Annotated in this window: 13 protein-coding genes; 5 read left to right on the top strand and 8 right to left on the bottom strand. The window is 64.2% G+C overall.

Annotated elements, in window-relative coordinates; genetic code table 11:
• The first annotated feature begins 774 nt into the window (after positions 1 to 774).
• On the top strand, positions 775 to 963 hold the full coding sequence (locus tag AC3WLM_RS20180; RefSeq protein ID WP_039335347.1) for a hypothetical protein: 189 nt from the start codon (positions 775 to 777) through the stop codon (positions 961 to 963).
• Between the two features lie 76 nt (positions 964 to 1,039).
• Positions 1,040 to 2,053 carry a TerC family protein gene (locus tag AC3WLM_RS20175; protein WP_039335345.1) on the top strand — a complete coding sequence of 338 codons (1,014 nt, stop codon included), beginning with the start codon at positions 1,040 to 1,042 and terminating at the stop codon, positions 2,051 to 2,053.
• A gap of 42 nt (positions 2,054 to 2,095) precedes the next feature.
• On the opposite strand, the gene recQ is transcribed toward AC3WLM_RS20175, so the two are convergent.
• The 4 genes from recQ to AC3WLM_RS20155 are packed head-to-tail and all read right to left on the bottom strand — an operon-like array spanning position 2,096 to position 6,199.
• On the bottom strand, positions 2,096 to 3,895 hold the full coding sequence (gene recQ / locus AC3WLM_RS20170; RefSeq protein WP_492478625.1) for a DNA helicase RecQ: 1,800 nt from the start codon (positions 3,893 to 3,895) through the stop codon (positions 2,096 to 2,098).
• Positions 3,896 to 3,947: 52 nt separating this feature from the next.
• On the bottom strand, positions 3,948 to 4,406 hold the full coding sequence (locus AC3WLM_RS20165; RefSeq protein WP_492478624.1) for a nuclear transport factor 2 family protein: 459 nt from the start codon (positions 4,404 to 4,406) through the stop codon (positions 3,948 to 3,950).
• A gap of 58 nt (positions 4,407 to 4,464) precedes the next feature.
• Positions 4,465 to 4,980, bottom strand: a complete 516-nt coding sequence (locus tag AC3WLM_RS20160) for a hypothetical protein (protein ID WP_492478623.1) — start codon at positions 4,978 to 4,980, stop codon at positions 4,465 to 4,467.
• A 25-nt stretch (positions 4,981 to 5,005) separates the two neighbouring features.
• Positions 5,006 to 6,199, bottom strand: coding sequence for a cation:proton antiporter (locus AC3WLM_RS20155; RefSeq protein WP_492478659.1), 1,194 nt, complete (start codon positions 6,197 to 6,199; stop codon positions 5,006 to 5,008).
• A gap of 114 nt (positions 6,200 to 6,313) precedes the next feature.
• Here AC3WLM_RS20155 and AC3WLM_RS20150 point away from each other — a divergent pair, with 114 nt between their 5' ends.
• Together AC3WLM_RS20150 and AC3WLM_RS20145 are read left to right on the top strand one after the other, a co-directional pair.
• Positions 6,314 to 6,610 carry a hypothetical protein gene (locus AC3WLM_RS20150; RefSeq protein ID WP_492478622.1) on the top strand — a complete coding sequence of 99 codons (297 nt, stop codon included), beginning with the start codon at positions 6,314 to 6,316 and terminating at the stop codon, positions 6,608 to 6,610.
• A 128-nt stretch (positions 6,611 to 6,738) separates the two neighbouring features.
• Positions 6,739 to 7,059 (top strand): hypothetical protein, encoded by a 321-nt coding sequence (locus AC3WLM_RS20145; RefSeq protein ID WP_492478621.1) that lies wholly within the window; start codon positions 6,739 to 6,741, stop codon positions 7,057 to 7,059.
• Between the two features lie 492 nt (positions 7,060 to 7,551).
• Here the strand turns inward: AC3WLM_RS20145 and holA are convergent, their stop codons facing one another.
• From holA to AC3WLM_RS20125, 4 genes are all read right to left on the bottom strand, one after another.
• Positions 7,552 to 8,574 (bottom strand): DNA polymerase III subunit delta, encoded by a 1,023-nt coding sequence (gene holA / locus AC3WLM_RS20140; RefSeq protein ID WP_492478620.1) that lies wholly within the window; start codon positions 8,572 to 8,574, stop codon positions 7,552 to 7,554.
• A 7-nt stretch (positions 8,575 to 8,581) separates the two neighbouring features.
• Positions 8,582 to 9,013 (bottom strand): LPS assembly lipoprotein LptE, encoded by a 432-nt coding sequence (gene lptE / locus AC3WLM_RS20135; protein ID WP_174544606.1) that lies wholly within the window; start codon positions 9,011 to 9,013, stop codon positions 8,582 to 8,584.
• Between the two features lie 58 nt (positions 9,014 to 9,071).
• Positions 9,072 to 11,621, bottom strand: coding sequence for a leucine--tRNA ligase (gene leuS, locus AC3WLM_RS20130; RefSeq protein ID WP_492478619.1), 2,550 nt, complete (start codon positions 11,619 to 11,621; stop codon positions 9,072 to 9,074).
• A gap of 85 nt (positions 11,622 to 11,706) precedes the next feature.
• Entirely contained in the window at positions 11,707 to 12,114 is a 408-nt protein-coding gene (locus AC3WLM_RS20125) for a DUF3576 domain-containing protein (RefSeq protein WP_370584389.1), read from the bottom strand.
• A gap of 521 nt (positions 12,115 to 12,635) precedes the next feature.
• On the opposite strand from AC3WLM_RS20125, the gene AC3WLM_RS20120 reads away from it, so the two are divergent.
• Positions 12,636 to 13,382 carry a hypothetical protein gene (locus AC3WLM_RS20120; protein ID WP_492478618.1) on the top strand — a complete coding sequence of 249 codons (747 nt, stop codon included), beginning with the start codon at positions 12,636 to 12,638 and terminating at the stop codon, positions 13,380 to 13,382.
• Positions 13,383 to 13,413 lie beyond the last annotated feature (31 nt).

The raw sequence follows: 13,413 nt of genomic DNA, 5'->3' as shown, positions 1-13,413 counted from the left end.
CCTTATAAAGAACGGTCAAATCTGCTTATGTGATAACTGCAATTATCACATGTTTCTTTAGAGCCATCCGAGCGCTTGTGGAGTTGGCGGCCTTTCACGGCGCATTGCCCATGAAGCCTTTCTACCCGTGAACCGGAGATGCCAACGCCGATCCAGAGAAAAGACATTGTTTTGCTGGATATTTCTGTGGCAGGTGCTCCGCGGCGCCATGTCCCGGGACGGGTTTGCCGATGCCGAGCCACGCTTCGAGGGATGATTCGTCGGCACGAACCGGGCTCCGCAGGAAGACCCCCCTCACCACCTGTCGGCCCAGACGATCATCCGCAACTCGCCAAACTGGCGCGCTGCCCGTGGCGACAACTTGCGAGGCAGCGCTGGTGATTGAGCGATGTGGCATGTTCGCCCCAGAACGGGTGTAGCTGGGCTTGGTCCATGGCAGGATCTGGCTGACTGACGATGGAATTATGCCTGCCGAGCCGGGAGTTTCCAGCAGAAGATCGACGGTGGCCACCCCTTTCAGGGAAACCTAACTGAACGCCCCCCCTCAACGTGCCCTCTTGCAATCCGGACCAAATCCCTCCACATTGCTCATGCGGACCGGGCCCCTCTAGCGCGGCGTTCTGGCCATAGTGGCAGTGCGCTTCGTGATGTCGGACCGCATCGGGTAATGCCGATGTCATGCGGGTCCGGGTCTCTTCCCCTCGTTTCCGACTTTGGCCTCGCGGGCTTCGGCATTCCCGATCGAACGCAACCGTTTCGACAAGGGAACTTTCAATGTCCGATCGTTACTTCCGCCTGATGGAGCGTCACCAGAAGCTGGACGATGCGCTGCGCATCGCACGCGACCCGTTGGATGTGCTGCGGCTGCGCAGCCTCAAGAACGCCGTGAAGGCGCGGCTTGCGGCACTGTTCCTGCGCCGTCCCGAAGCCGCTGGTTTTCCGGCGTCCTTGGCAACAGTCTGACACAGAGGAACGCCCCCGCGCTCCAGGCATTGCCGAGGCAATTGCGGGACGTGCGGGGGCACAAGGAGTCTGACTGATGGAGTTCCTTTTCGCAGACTGGCTGGGCACGCCTGCGTGGTTCTGGCTGGCCTTCCTCGGCCTTGTCGTGGCGCTGACCGCGTTTGACCTTGGCGTCCTCCACAAGGAGGACAAGGCCATGGGCATCGGTGAATCGCTGAAGCTGACGGCGTTCTATATCACCATCGCGCTGCTGTTCGGCGCGTGGGTCTGGGCCGAGAAGGGCGCGGACCTGGGGATGAAGTATTACACCGGCTTCTTCATCGAGAAGGCACTGTCGATCGACAATGTCTTCGTGATCAGCCTGATCTTCACGTTCTTCGCCATTCCGCCCAAGTACCAGTACCGTGCCCTGCTGTGGGGCATCGTCGCCGTGATATTCCTGCGCGGCGCGATGATCGCAGGCGGCGCCGCGCTGGTCGAACAGGCCTACTGGGTTCTGTACATCTTTGCCGCGTTCCTGGTGTTCACCGGCATCAAGATGTTTTTCGCCAACGACCATGACCCGGACATCGGCAACAATCCCGCGGTGCGCTGGATCAGCCGCCACATGCGCGTGACCAAGGAGCTGCATGACCAGCACTTCTTCGTGAAGGTGCCGGACGAGAAGACCGGCAAGATGGTCAACGCCGCTACGCCGCTGTTCCTGGCGCTGGTGGTCATCAACCTTGCCGACCTTGTGTTCGCGGTGGATTCGGTCCCGGCGATCTTTGCGATCACGACCGATACCTTCATCGTCTATACCTCGAACATCATGGCGATCCTCGGCCTGCGCGCGCTCTATTTTGCGCTGGCTGCGATGATCGACCGCTTCGCCTATCTCAAGTATGCGCTGGCCGCCGTGCTGGTGTTCATCGGCTCGAAGATCTTCGTTTCCGATTTCCTGCTTGGCGGTGACAAGTTCCCGCCGGTGCTCAGCCTTGGCGTCACTTTCGCGCTGATTGCGGGCGGCGTCGCCTATTCGCTGTGGAAGACGCGGGGGCAGCCCCTGCACGATCCGGCCGAGCCGATTGCCTCGGGCACGATCAACTGAGCATGCCCCCTCCCCTGACCGGGAGGGGGTTTTGCTTTCAGCTTACCACTGCCGGATCACTTCGAGGAAACGATCGCCATAGGCATCAAGCTTGCGCGAGCCGACACCGCCGATCTGGCCGAGTTCGGTGAGGCTGCCCGGGCGCGTAGCCGCCATCTCGCGCAGCACGGAATCGTGGAAGATGACGTAAGGGGGCACGCCATTTTCGCGCGCGAGATCGCGGCGAAGATTGCGCAGGGCATCGAACAGGGGATCGCCCACAGGGTTCAGTGCCGCCCCTGTACCGCTGCGGCGGCGACCTGAGCGGCCTTCCTTCTTCGGCACGAGGACGAGGGGCACGTCCGCTTCGCCCTTCAGGATGGCGCGGGCATCGCCGCCCAGGGCAAGGCCGCCGTGTTCCGTGGCCACCAAGGCACCTCTTGCCTGCAGGGCGCGGGCGAGCGGGCACAGCAGGGGGGCTTCATCGCCGGTTACGATGCCGAACACGGAAAGCTGGTCGTGCCCGCGCTGGGTCACGCGATCGTCGGCAACACCCGTGAGAACTTTCTCGACGTAGCCGAAGCCAAACGACTGCCCGGTGCGGTAGACGGCGGAGAGCAGCTTGCGGGCAACCTCGGTAGCATCAGTGACGCGCGGGGCTTCCAGGCAGTTGTCGCAATTGCCGCATGACGGTGGCGGGTTTTCGCCGAAGTGGCGCAGCAGCAGGGCGCGGCGACAGTGCGGGGTTTCGACCAAGGACGCGAGCGCATCGATCCGCGTGCGTTCGCCGGCGCGGCGGTGCTCTTCGACTTCGGCGAGGCGCTGGCGGGCGCGCATGAAGTCTTCTGCGCCCCACAGCATGACTGCCACGGAAGGATCGCCATCGCGCCCCGCACGGCCGGTTTCCTGGTAATAGCTTTCGATCGATTTCGGGCATGCGGCGTGGGCAACGAAGCGCACGTCGGGCTTGTCGATCCCCATGCCGAAGGCGACCGTCGCCACCATGACCATATCTTCAGAGGCGACGAAGCGCGCCTGATTGTCGGCCCTTACCTGCGGATCGAGCCCGGCGTGATAGGGCAGGACGGGGCGACCGCTGGCCTGCAGCTGCTGGCTGAGCTTTTCCACCTGCGCGCGGGTGGGGGCATAGACGATGCCGGGGCCGGGGTTTTCGGCGATGACCGTCATCAGCTGGCGCAAGGGATTGTCGCGCGCCGTGATGGCGTAGCGGATGTTGGGCCGGTCAAACCCGGCAACGATCAGGCCCTCTTCCGGGATGCCGAGCTGGGTGAGGATGTCGGCGCGGGTGTGGCGGTCAGCAGTGGCAGTCAGCGCGAGGCGCGGCACGTCCGGGAAAGCATCCATCAGCGGACGCAGGAGGCGGTAATCGGGGCGGAAGTCGTGGCCCCACTCGGAGACGCAGTGCGCCTCATCGATGGCGAACATGGCGACGCGGCCACGGGTGAGCATCTCGAGGAAGTGCGGCTGGCTGGCCCGTTCGGGGGCAACGTAGAGCAGATCGAGATCGCCCGACAGGAACCGGTCGATGGTCTGGCCCCGGTCCATGTCGACGCTGGTCAGCGTGGCGGCGCGGATGCCGTTGGCGGTGGCGCTGCGCAGCTGGTCATGCATCAGCGCGATCAGCGGCGAGACGACCACGCAGGTGCCCGGCAGCATGACGGCTGGCAGCTGATAGGTCAGCGACTTGCCCGCGCCGGTGGGCATGACGGCGAGCGTCGAGCGACCCGCCAGCACGCGCTCGACCACGTCCGCTTGCACGCCGCGAAAGGCGTTAAAGCCGAATACGGCGTGGAGACGGTCGAGGATTTCGGATTCCGGGAATGCGGTGTCGATAAGGCTCACCGCCCCGCTATGGCAGATCGGGCGCGTTCATTCCACGCCGGATGCGCCCAAGTTACTCGCCGACGATCACGTGCAGGCGGCTGATGCGGCTGGTGACGATCTTCCAGCCGTCTGCCTCCTTGCGGTAGGTTTCGTGGTAGTGGCCCATGCCGTGAAGGAAGGGCTTGCCATCGGCGTCCCAGATCTGGTCTTCCATGGCGATCACGCCGCGCGCCTCTGTTTCCGAAAGCAGCTCGATCTCGTGGCAGTGGCCGTGGTGGACGGTGCGCAAGGGGGCGACGGCGGCCTGGACGAAGGCAGCGATGGCGTCACCGCCGGAGTGCGTCCAGTTCTCCGCGTCCTCAGCGGGTTCGATGGAGAGCGAGCAGGAGGCATCGAACACCGCGTCGTCGGCAAAGACAGCACGCAGGCCAGTGTAGTCCTTGGTGTCCATGCAGCGGAAATAGCGCGCCTTGAGCTGCTTGATTTCCTCGATGGCGATCAGGCGGGTGACGGGGTCGATGACGGACATGCAGGGCCTCTCCGGTATTTTGCGACAGGAGAAGCGAGATTGCGCGCCTGCGCCACTCTTACTTGTGCGAGACTTCGGCGGCCGAAAGATCGACCAGCCATTGTGGGGGCTGGCCAGTTCGCGCCCAGTCTATGCCCCAGGCGAACGTGGCATAGAGCGCAGCGGAGGTTAGCAGGGCCATCGTGAACCAGTATCCCGGGCCATAGGCGGTGACGCGCTGCGGATCATCACGGCAATACCAGATGCGGAACACGCTGGACGGCTTCCACGAGCGCTGCACCTGCCGACCGACCATGGCATGGACGCGGGTGCCCTCGGCAGTTTCGAAAAGAACCTCGTCCTCGATCCAGCGCTTGCCCTCGCCATCGCGGATGTCGAACCCGCGCAGGGTGCCGATGGACTGTTGCATGTGGACGAAGTCGTCCAGCCGCTCGAGATCGCTGTAGCCGCCGCGCCAGACATGCGCGACGGCCACCTGCCAGCCGGTGAGCAGCGCGGTGCAGCGGTAGAGGCACCAGCACAGGCCGAGCACGAGTGCGGCAACGCCCGCCATGAGGAGATCGACGGCTTCCATGCCGCCGATGCTTATCGCTACGGCGTTAATGGACCGTTGGTGCAGGCAACGCCTTCAGCTTGGGCGTGACAAGCGGGACGGTCAGCATCGTGCTCATCAACGCCATCAGCAGCAAGGCGGTGAAGGTCTCGTTGGTGACGATGCCCTTGTCGAGCAGGACATTGACGAAGATGATCATGATCAGCGCCTTGGTCTGCAGCAGCCAGCCGATGATCGAGGCCTCCCCCTTGGCCCAGCCGAGCAGGCGTCCGGCTATGCGCACGCCGACAAGCTTGCCCGCGACCGAGGCGACGAGGAACAGGAAGGCGGCGCCAAACACGGCAAGGCCGCCGACGTCCCACTTGGTGCGCAGACCCGTCGAGAGGAAGAACACCGGCATGACGGCAAGCAACAGGAACTGGCGGAAGCCATCGAGCCGCTCGCGCGTGAACCACTGCGCATCGAGCACCGCCCCTGCGAGAAACGCGCCGACCATGAAGTGCAGGCCGGACCAGTCCGCCGCAAAGCCGACCATGGCAAGCCAGATGAGCGACACGTACCAGCGATCGTTTTCCGACAGACGGCGGAACAGGGCCCGCACGGCCCACGAGGCAACGGCGAAGGCCGCAAGGAAGATGCCCTGCCGACCGACCCGCTCCCAATCGACCAGGATCAGCGCGAGGACGCCCCAGATGGCCACGTCATCAAGGCTGGCATAGCGCAGGATGCGCTGGCCCAAGGGTTCGCGGAACAGACCAAGCTTTTCCATCAGCAGCACGAGGATGGGCAGGGCAGTGACGGCGCAGGCCATGCCGATGCCGAGGACGACTTGCGCATAGCTGCCCTTGGGCCCTATCCAGCCCGGCGTCTGCAGGAGCAATGCGGCAGCAGCCGCGCCAAACAGCAGTGGCGTGATCAGTGCGCCCGCAGCGGTGATCGCGGTTTCGCGGCGATTGGCCCAGGCATCGGTCAGGTCAAGTTCGAGCCCCGCCGCGAAGACGAACATCATCACCGCCCACCAGGCGATGCCGTTCAGCGAGCCGATGACCTGCGGATTGAAGACGAAGGCGTAGTATTCGGGAAAGGCTGCGCCGAGCACGCCAGGGCCAAGCAGGATGCCCCCGATGATCTGCACGACGACGAGCGGCGCCCAGTAGTCGGTTCGCAGCAGGCGCCAGACCAGATAGGGTACGGCGAGGATGATCGTCAGCGCGATCAGGAACACTTCCGTCGTGCCCATCGCGGGCGCAATTGCCGTCACCGTCTATCCCCCGAGTTGCCGTCGTCTATGCAAGGATGCGGCGGCTTGTCCAACTGATCTCAAGAGCCATATCCTGCATGGAGGAGTTGGCCCATGACCTTTGACCTCGGCAAGGCCCTGTTGCGCAAGGAAGAATACGAATCCGCAAGGCTAACGGAGTTCGAATTCGCCGAAATGGTGCGGGCGTTGAAGGCGCTGGCCGCTGAACTCGCCGTGCCGGTGGAACCGATGCTGGGCGTGCTTGCCGAACGCGGGCTCGGCCGAGCGCTCAGTCACCTTGCCCAACTGGCCGGGCGCGATGTCGAGGCCGACTACCTGCGCTGCCGGGCGAATGCGCGGGCAAAGCTGATCGAGGAGCGTGGCGATCCGTCTCCGGTAAGACTCGGCTGACAGGAATCTTACCGCTTAACCATTGCGCGGTTCCGGCAAGGTGCGCTGCGGTCGGTTAAGCGAGAGTTTGCCGAGGCCTGACAGCTTTTCCGCATGGCGGGTTGGTCCGCCGCGAGAGGAGAATGGCCATGGGCTTCGAGATGCGCGACAGCTTCGTTCGCCGCGAGGAATGCAAGGCGGCGTGGGAAAGCGAAGTGGAGTTCGCCGAGATGGCGCGCGTGCTCAAGGCATTGGCGGCCGAGCTGGGACAGGACACCGATGCCGCGCTGGGTGAACTCGCCGCGCATGGCCTGGGCGCGGCGCTGGGTGTTCTGTCAGGACAAGCCGAAGGTTCGGACGTGGAGGCCGACTACCTGAGGCGGCGGCAATGGCGCGGGTGGCGGCAAGCCGCTTGCAGTAACCCGTTCATCCACATAGCCGCCTCCGATGCGGACAATCGATCCGCTTGACGCACTCCAGCGACACTGACGAGGCTTTTCCCAAGCGAGCCGAGCCGGGCATTTTCGCGTGCATTGGGCGGCTGCGGGTTGCATACGAACGGCGGATCTGCCCTTGTGGCGGTTCTTGGCTGGATGCGCGACGCAGAGGAACGCGCGCGGATAGCATGCGCTATGCAGCCTCCCTCCTTCGCTATCGACCGCGCCATGCTCGATACCGCGCTCGATAGCGAAGGAGGGAGGCGCGGCGGCGTGGATATCGGGAAGCTTCAAGGCCGAGACCCGGGTGGAGATCTGTGTGGTCTCCAAGCTTTCGTGGCCGGGCATCGTGGCACCTGAAGGCCCTCCGCCAACATGAACCCCTGTCGCTCGGGCCCGATCCCTGCCGCCACCACACCTGACTTGCGGCTCCACGCTAGGGCAGTGATGCCGTCCGTTGGGCAAGGATTTTCCTAGCCTCTATGCCACAGGGGGCACCTGATAACGAAGGCATTGCGCCAGACATCATCGTGCTGCGGCCCGCGCAATTTCCGCAAGGCCCTGAGCCAGCGCCAGTTCCCCGTTCCTGTTGTCGGCAATCAGCACGCGATGCAGCTGAACGAGTCTTTGGCACAGGCGGACTAGCCGCGGACCGCGCCAGCGCTTGAGCTGCTGGGTGAGGTCAGCGCGGTCACGGAAAAACACCCGACGCGCATCGCTTTCCTGTTGCATGAAAGCATTTACGTCTCCGCGCTCCCCAAGCCGACCAGCGAGCTGGACCAGCTGCCCGGCGCGGCGTTCAAGTGCGAGGACCAGCCCGACCGGGTTGATGCCCTGTTCGCGCATGCGGGAAAGCTCGGCGGGAATGCGCCGCACCTCGCCGCCAAGAACGGCGTTGACCAACGGCATCATGCCGTCGTCCTCGCTGACGGCGCAGACTTCGTCGAGGTCGGCCGCCGTCGCTGTTCGCGGCGCCTGCGGGCTGGCATCGAGATAGAGAGCGATCTTTTCAAGCTCGCTTCGGGCCATGCGCGTATCGAGCGCAGTCGCGCGCGCGACTCGCTCCGACAGCTCGTCCGTCATGCGTACACCCATCGCATCGGCCAAACTCCGGATCGCACTGGCGACCGATTTGAGGTCTGGCGGATGGAACATGCCGACCAGCGCATCGGCGCGGCTTTCCAGCAGTTTCGCAATGCGTGACTTGTCCGTGGCCGAACTGGCGACGATCAGGACGGGCCAGCCGTCGACAGGGCTTTGCAGCAGGGTTTCGACGGCGTCGTGCGCATCGTCGCCGGTCGCCCGGACATGGATGATCCGCCTGTCGCCGAACAGCGAAACCGAGCGCGCCTCGTCGGCGAGGCGCACCGGGTCGCGCTTGAGTTCGGCTCCGCTCAGATCGACCTTCTCGGCCTCGCCCAACATGCCTGCGATCTTCGCGGCGGCATCGCTGGCACCGGATTCATCCGGCCCGCAGAAATAGAATATGCGGCAGTCATTTACCGCGCGCGCCGCACTTGCCGAAAAGTTTTTCTGGGTAACCTTCACGCCCGTCTCAGGAGCGCTTGCGCAGGCGGACCGAGACGCGTGTGACGATCTGGTCGGCAACTTCCTGCGACAGGTTTTCAAGCGCCGTCTGTTCGGCCGCGATCACCGCGTATTCGCTGTTGACCACGTCGAACCCGGCGTCCGATCCCGCGGTCGCATCAAGGACGACCTCACCGTTCTGCGTGTCAACCAGCTGGTAGCGGGCGCGCAGGGTGCGGCGTTCGCGCGTGATGGCGTCGTTGGAAAGCTGGCCAAGCCCCTCCACGCGATCGTCCAGCCGGACATCAAGGCGATAGCGGGCGCCAGTCCCTGCCGCGCCTGCGCCCAATCGGTCGACAAGCGCATTGCGGACAAGCCAGCCGGACTGCCCCTCGATCGGCGAGATCGTGACGTCGGCAAGCGCACGCGCCACCTCGCCCTTGCCGCCGCCTGCGTACATTGGCTGCAGACCGCAGCCGGTAAGTAGCGCAAGCGGCGCGAGAATTCGGACAAAGCGCTCAGGCGACAAGATTCACCAGACGGTCAGGCACGACGATCACCTTCTTCACTTCCGCCCCTTCAAGTGCACGCTGCACTTTCTCGGAAGCGAGGGCAAGGCGTTCGAGGTCTTCCTTCGGCGTCCCCTTGGCCACAGTCAGGGTATCGCGAAGCTTGCCCTTGACCTGGATGGCAACGGTCACTTCATCATCGACCAGCAATGCCGGATCGACTTCGGGCCAGGCCTCGTCGGCGATCAAGTCGGTACTGAAGCGCGCATGCGCTTCTTCGGCAAGATGCGGCATCATCGGCGCGACGAGCAGCAGGACCTTCCTGATCGCGGCGGAGCGGCTGGCCGAAGGGGCGGCCTTTTCAATCGCGCCGGTCAGTTCGTAGATCCGCGCCACGGCCTTGTTGAAGCCCAATGCCTCGATGTCGGAGGCAACCGCGTGGACGGTCTGGTGCGCTTTGCGGTCCAGCGCCTTGTCTTCACCCACTGCGGCAGCGTCGTACTGGCCGAACAGGCGCCACAAACGCTGAACGAAGCGTGCGCAACCCTCGATCCCGGCTTCCGACCACGGCAGGTCGCGCTCGGGCGGAGAATCCGACAGCATGAACCAGCGGATCGCGTCCGCACCGTACTTTGCTACGATCTCGTCCGGGTCCACGACGTTCTTCTTGGACTTGGACATCTTGATGACCCGGCCGACCTCGACCGGCGCACCGTCAGCTTTCAGAGTTGCGCCATCACTGCTGCGTTCAACTTCGGTGGGCGAGTAGAACACCGGCTGACCATTCTCGGGATTCCGGCGCTCGTATGTCTCGTGCGTGACCATGCCTTGGGTGAACAGGCTGCCGAACGGTTCCGTCACCTCGATCTTGCCGATGCGGGCAAGCGCACGGGTCCAGAAACGGGCATAGAGCAAGTGCAGGATCGCGTGCTCGATCCCGCCGATGTACTGCTCCACCGGCAGCCAGCGCTTGATTTCTTCGGGATCGAACGGGCGATCTTCCGGCTGGCTGGCAAATCGCAGGAAGTACCACGACGAATCGACGAAAGTGTCGAGCGTATCGGTCTCGCGCCGGGCGGGATGGCCGCATTGCGGGCAATCGACATGCTTCCACGTCGGATGCCGGTCAAGCGGGTTGCCGGGCACGTCGAAGCTGACGTCCTCGGGCAAGGTGACAGGCAGCTGCTTCTTGGGCACCGGCACAACGCCACACACCTCGCAATGCACGAACGGGATCGGCGTGCCCCAATAGCGCTGGCGCGAAACGCCCCAGTCGCGCAGGCGCCACACCGTCTTGCCTTCGCCCCAGCCTTCGCTCTGCGCGTGACCGATGACCGCAGCCTTGGCCTCGGCGACGTTCATGCCATTGAGGAAGTCAGAGTTGACGAGAACGCCGTCGCCGGCCTCGGCTTCACCGGCAAAAGGCTTGTCGGCATCTGCCGGATCGGAGGCAACCACGCGCAGGATCGGCAGGCCGTACTTGGTGGCGAAATCAAAGTCGCGCTGGTCGTGCCCCGGCACGGCCATGATCGCACCGGTGCCGTATTCCATCAGCACGAAGTTGGCGATGTAGACCGGCAGGTACTTGCCCGTCAGCGGGTGCTTCGCGCCGATGCCGGTGTCGAAGCCCAGCTTCTCGGCCGTTTCCAGTTCGGCGGCGGTGGTGCCGCCCTTCTTGCACAGCGCGATGAAATTGGCCGCTTCGCAGTTTACCGCCGCGACGCCCTGCGCGATCGGATGGTCCGCAGCGACGGCAACGAAGCTTGCGCCGAAGATAGTGTCGGGGCGGGTGGTGTAGACCTCCACGCTCTCGCCGTTGGAAAGGTCGAAGCGGAATTGCAGGCCCTGGCTCTTGCCGATCCAGTTCTCCTGCATCATCCGCACCTTCTCGGGCCACTTGTCGAGCGTCGAGAGGCCTTCGAGCAATACGTCGGCAAAGTCGGTGATCTTGAGGAACCACTGGTTGAGCTTGCGCTTCTCGACCAGAGCGCCCGAACGCCAGCCGCGTCCGTCGATCACCTGCTCGTTGGCCAGCACGGTCATGTCGACCGGGTCCCAGTTGACCGTCGATTCCTTGCGGTAGACGAGGCCTGCCGCATAGAGATCGAGGAAGAGCGACTGTTCGTGGCCGTAATACTCCGGCTCGCAGGTCGCGATCTCGCGGCTCCAGTCGAGCGCGAAGCCGAGTCGCTTCAGCTGCTCCTTCATGTTGGCGATGTTGTCGCGGGTCCAGCCGCCGGGGTGGACGCCCTTTTCCATCGCCGCGTTTTCCGCCGGCATGCCGAAGGCGTCCCACCCCATCGGGTGCAGCACCTCGAATCCGCGCATCCGCTTGTAGCGCGCCAGTACGTCGCCCATCGTGTAATTGCGCACGTGGCCGATGTGGATGCGGCCCGAGGGATAGGGAAACATCTCCAGCACGTAGCTGCGGGGTTTGGTGCTGGAATCGTCGGCGCGGAACGACTGGCGGCTGTCCCACACCTGCTGCCAGCGGGTGTCGGCGATTGCGGGATCGAAGCGCTCAGGAGCAGCGTTGGCGGGAGCAGTGTTCTCGGTCATGCGCGCTCCTCTAGGGAGCGCTGGCGCGACACGCAAGATTCGCCTCTCGGCAGATCAGGCCGGCCCTTTGCTCTGGACCGGCGCCTTATCCCGTGATTGCGGCGCGGCGCAGATCGCGCGCCTTGCTCAGGATGATGTCTTCGAGCTTCTGCACGGTGGCGGCCTGGACAGGGGCATCAATCCACTGGCCGTTCTGCGAGACCTGACGGCTGGCGGCAACGCGCAGCGCATCGGCGCGCAAGTCCTGGTCGACGATCGAGACAGTCACCTTGACGCGTTCGCCCGGGTTCTTGGGGTTGGCATACCAATCGGTTACGATCACGCCGCCGTTGCTGTCAGTCTGCAGCAGAGGCATGAACGAAAGCGCATCGAGCGTTGCGCGCCACAGGTAGGCGTTGACGCCGATCGTGGTCACCTGGCTGGCGGCGAGATCCGCCCGCGGGCGTTCCTTCTTGCCGCAGGCGGTGACAGCCAGGGCCATGGTCCCGATCATCAGCCCACGAAGAATCAGCTTGCGGGTGCTCTGCGCGGTCTTGACGGTCATGGTCACTACGAAACAGTCCTTGCTTGCGGGCGTGCCGTTTCCGGGCATTGCCGCAGGTTAGCGCGCATGTGAACGCGCGTGATCGAAAGAGCCTCTATCACCGGCGCGCGCCATGCGGCAAGCACGATGAACGAGGCACGAAATTGCGTGGCCAAATGGTCAAGGCCCGCGTGAACCGTGACTGAACATCACATGTCCTGCACAGCGGCAAAGCGCAGTCGCTTGCCAGGCACCTGTGGATATTGCGCCACACCTCACAAGGAAGAGTCTTTCGCCGCTACTTCTATCTGGTGTGGGACTGGAAACCTTCACGCATTAGAGGTATTGCACAGAACAGTCCGAGTGGTGCGCGGAGTCGTTATGACGGCAAGCCGCTCTCGGTCGCATAATGGGGCGGATCACAGCCCGGGTTGGGGTAGAACGGACGTATCATGGTCGGCAACGGCAACAGGACTGCAGGTAAGGGTGCGATGCGCCGCCGCCTGCGCGCGCCTGTGACGCTCGGGCTGGCGGTCGTGGTGGGTCTTGCCCTTTCGCCAACGGTCACCTCCGCCTTCTCCAGCGGTTTCGACATGGCGCCCGTCAGCCTTGCGGCGCGCGGTGGCATCGGTTCTTTCACGCCGGCCTCGGTTGATGAACGCCTTGCTTCGCAGATCACCGTGCGTGCGCTCAAGAACGGCAAGCTGTTCCGCTTCACGCCCACCGGCACCGATACCCGGCCGACTCGTTCGGTTACCGTTGCGGTCCGTGTCGATGCGCTGAATTCGTCGAACTTCGCGGTCCGCACCGCAATGGCCGATACGGCACAGCCGGGGGCTTCGCCGGTCCGCATCGCGCCGATGGCGTTCAACCTCGGCATGGCCCGTGGCTACGCGAGCTTCGCATCGCCAGCTGCCGCACCTTCGCCTTTGCATGACCTGCAGCGGATCGAGATGCCCGATCTGGCCAAGTTCAAGGCTTCCGGCCCGGCGTCGACGCCGGGCCGCTTTGCGCTCCGGATCGAAGCCGAAGGCCGCGATCAGGTTGGCCGCGCGCCGCGTACGCTTGAGGGCCAGGGCGATTACCAACTGGACCTTGGCGGCAGCTATCGCCTGACCAAGAACCTGAACGTCACCGCGGGCGTGCGTTACTCGCCCGAGCGTGATCGCCTGCGTCCGCTGACCGATGGCAAGCAGGACAATCAGGCCGTCTATGTCGGAACCCAGTTCCGCTTCTGATCTCGGTCAGCATCCGACAATATTGGCTTCA

This window comes from Novosphingobium sp. FW305-C-30-35 (genome assembly GCF_058783135.1).
This window is presented reverse-complemented; position numbering and strand designations above follow the sequence as displayed.

Bases quoted from the DNA above. Each gene is read 5' to 3' on its own strand.
- AC3WLM_RS20180 (WP_039335347.1), top strand. From the start codon at position 775: ATGTCCGATCGTTACTTCCGCCTGATGGAGCGTCACCAGAAGCTGGAC.
- AC3WLM_RS20175 (WP_039335345.1), top strand. From the start codon at position 1,040: ATGGAGTTCCTTTTCGCAGACTGGCTGGGCACGCCTGCGTGGTTCTGG.
- AC3WLM_RS20165 (WP_492478624.1), bottom strand. From the start codon at position 4,406: ATGTCCGTCATCGACCCCGTCACCCGCCTGATCGCCATCGAGGAAATC.
- AC3WLM_RS20160 (WP_492478623.1), bottom strand. From the start codon at position 4,980: ATGGAAGCCGTCGATCTCCTCATGGCGGGCGTTGCCGCACTCGTGCTC.
- AC3WLM_RS20155 (WP_492478659.1), bottom strand. From the start codon at position 6,199: ATGGGCACGACGGAAGTGTTCCTGATCGCGCTGACGATCATCCTCGCC.
- AC3WLM_RS20150 (WP_492478622.1), top strand. From the start codon at position 6,314: ATGACCTTTGACCTCGGCAAGGCCCTGTTGCGCAAGGAAGAATACGAA.
- AC3WLM_RS20145 (WP_492478621.1), top strand. From the start codon at position 6,739: ATGGGCTTCGAGATGCGCGACAGCTTCGTTCGCCGCGAGGAATGCAAG.
- lptE (WP_174544606.1), bottom strand. From the start codon at position 9,013: ATGTACGCAGGCGGCGGCAAGGGCGAGGTGGCGCGTGCGCTTGCCGAC.
- leuS (WP_492478619.1), bottom strand. From the start codon at position 11,621: ATGACCGAGAACACTGCTCCCGCCAACGCTGCTCCTGAGCGCTTCGAT.
- AC3WLM_RS20125 (WP_370584389.1), bottom strand. From the start codon at position 12,114: ATGATCGGGACCATGGCCCTGGCTGTCACCGCCTGCGGCAAGAAGGAA.
- AC3WLM_RS20120 (WP_492478618.1), top strand. From the start codon at position 12,636: ATGCGCCGCCGCCTGCGCGCGCCTGTGACGCTCGGGCTGGCGGTCGTG.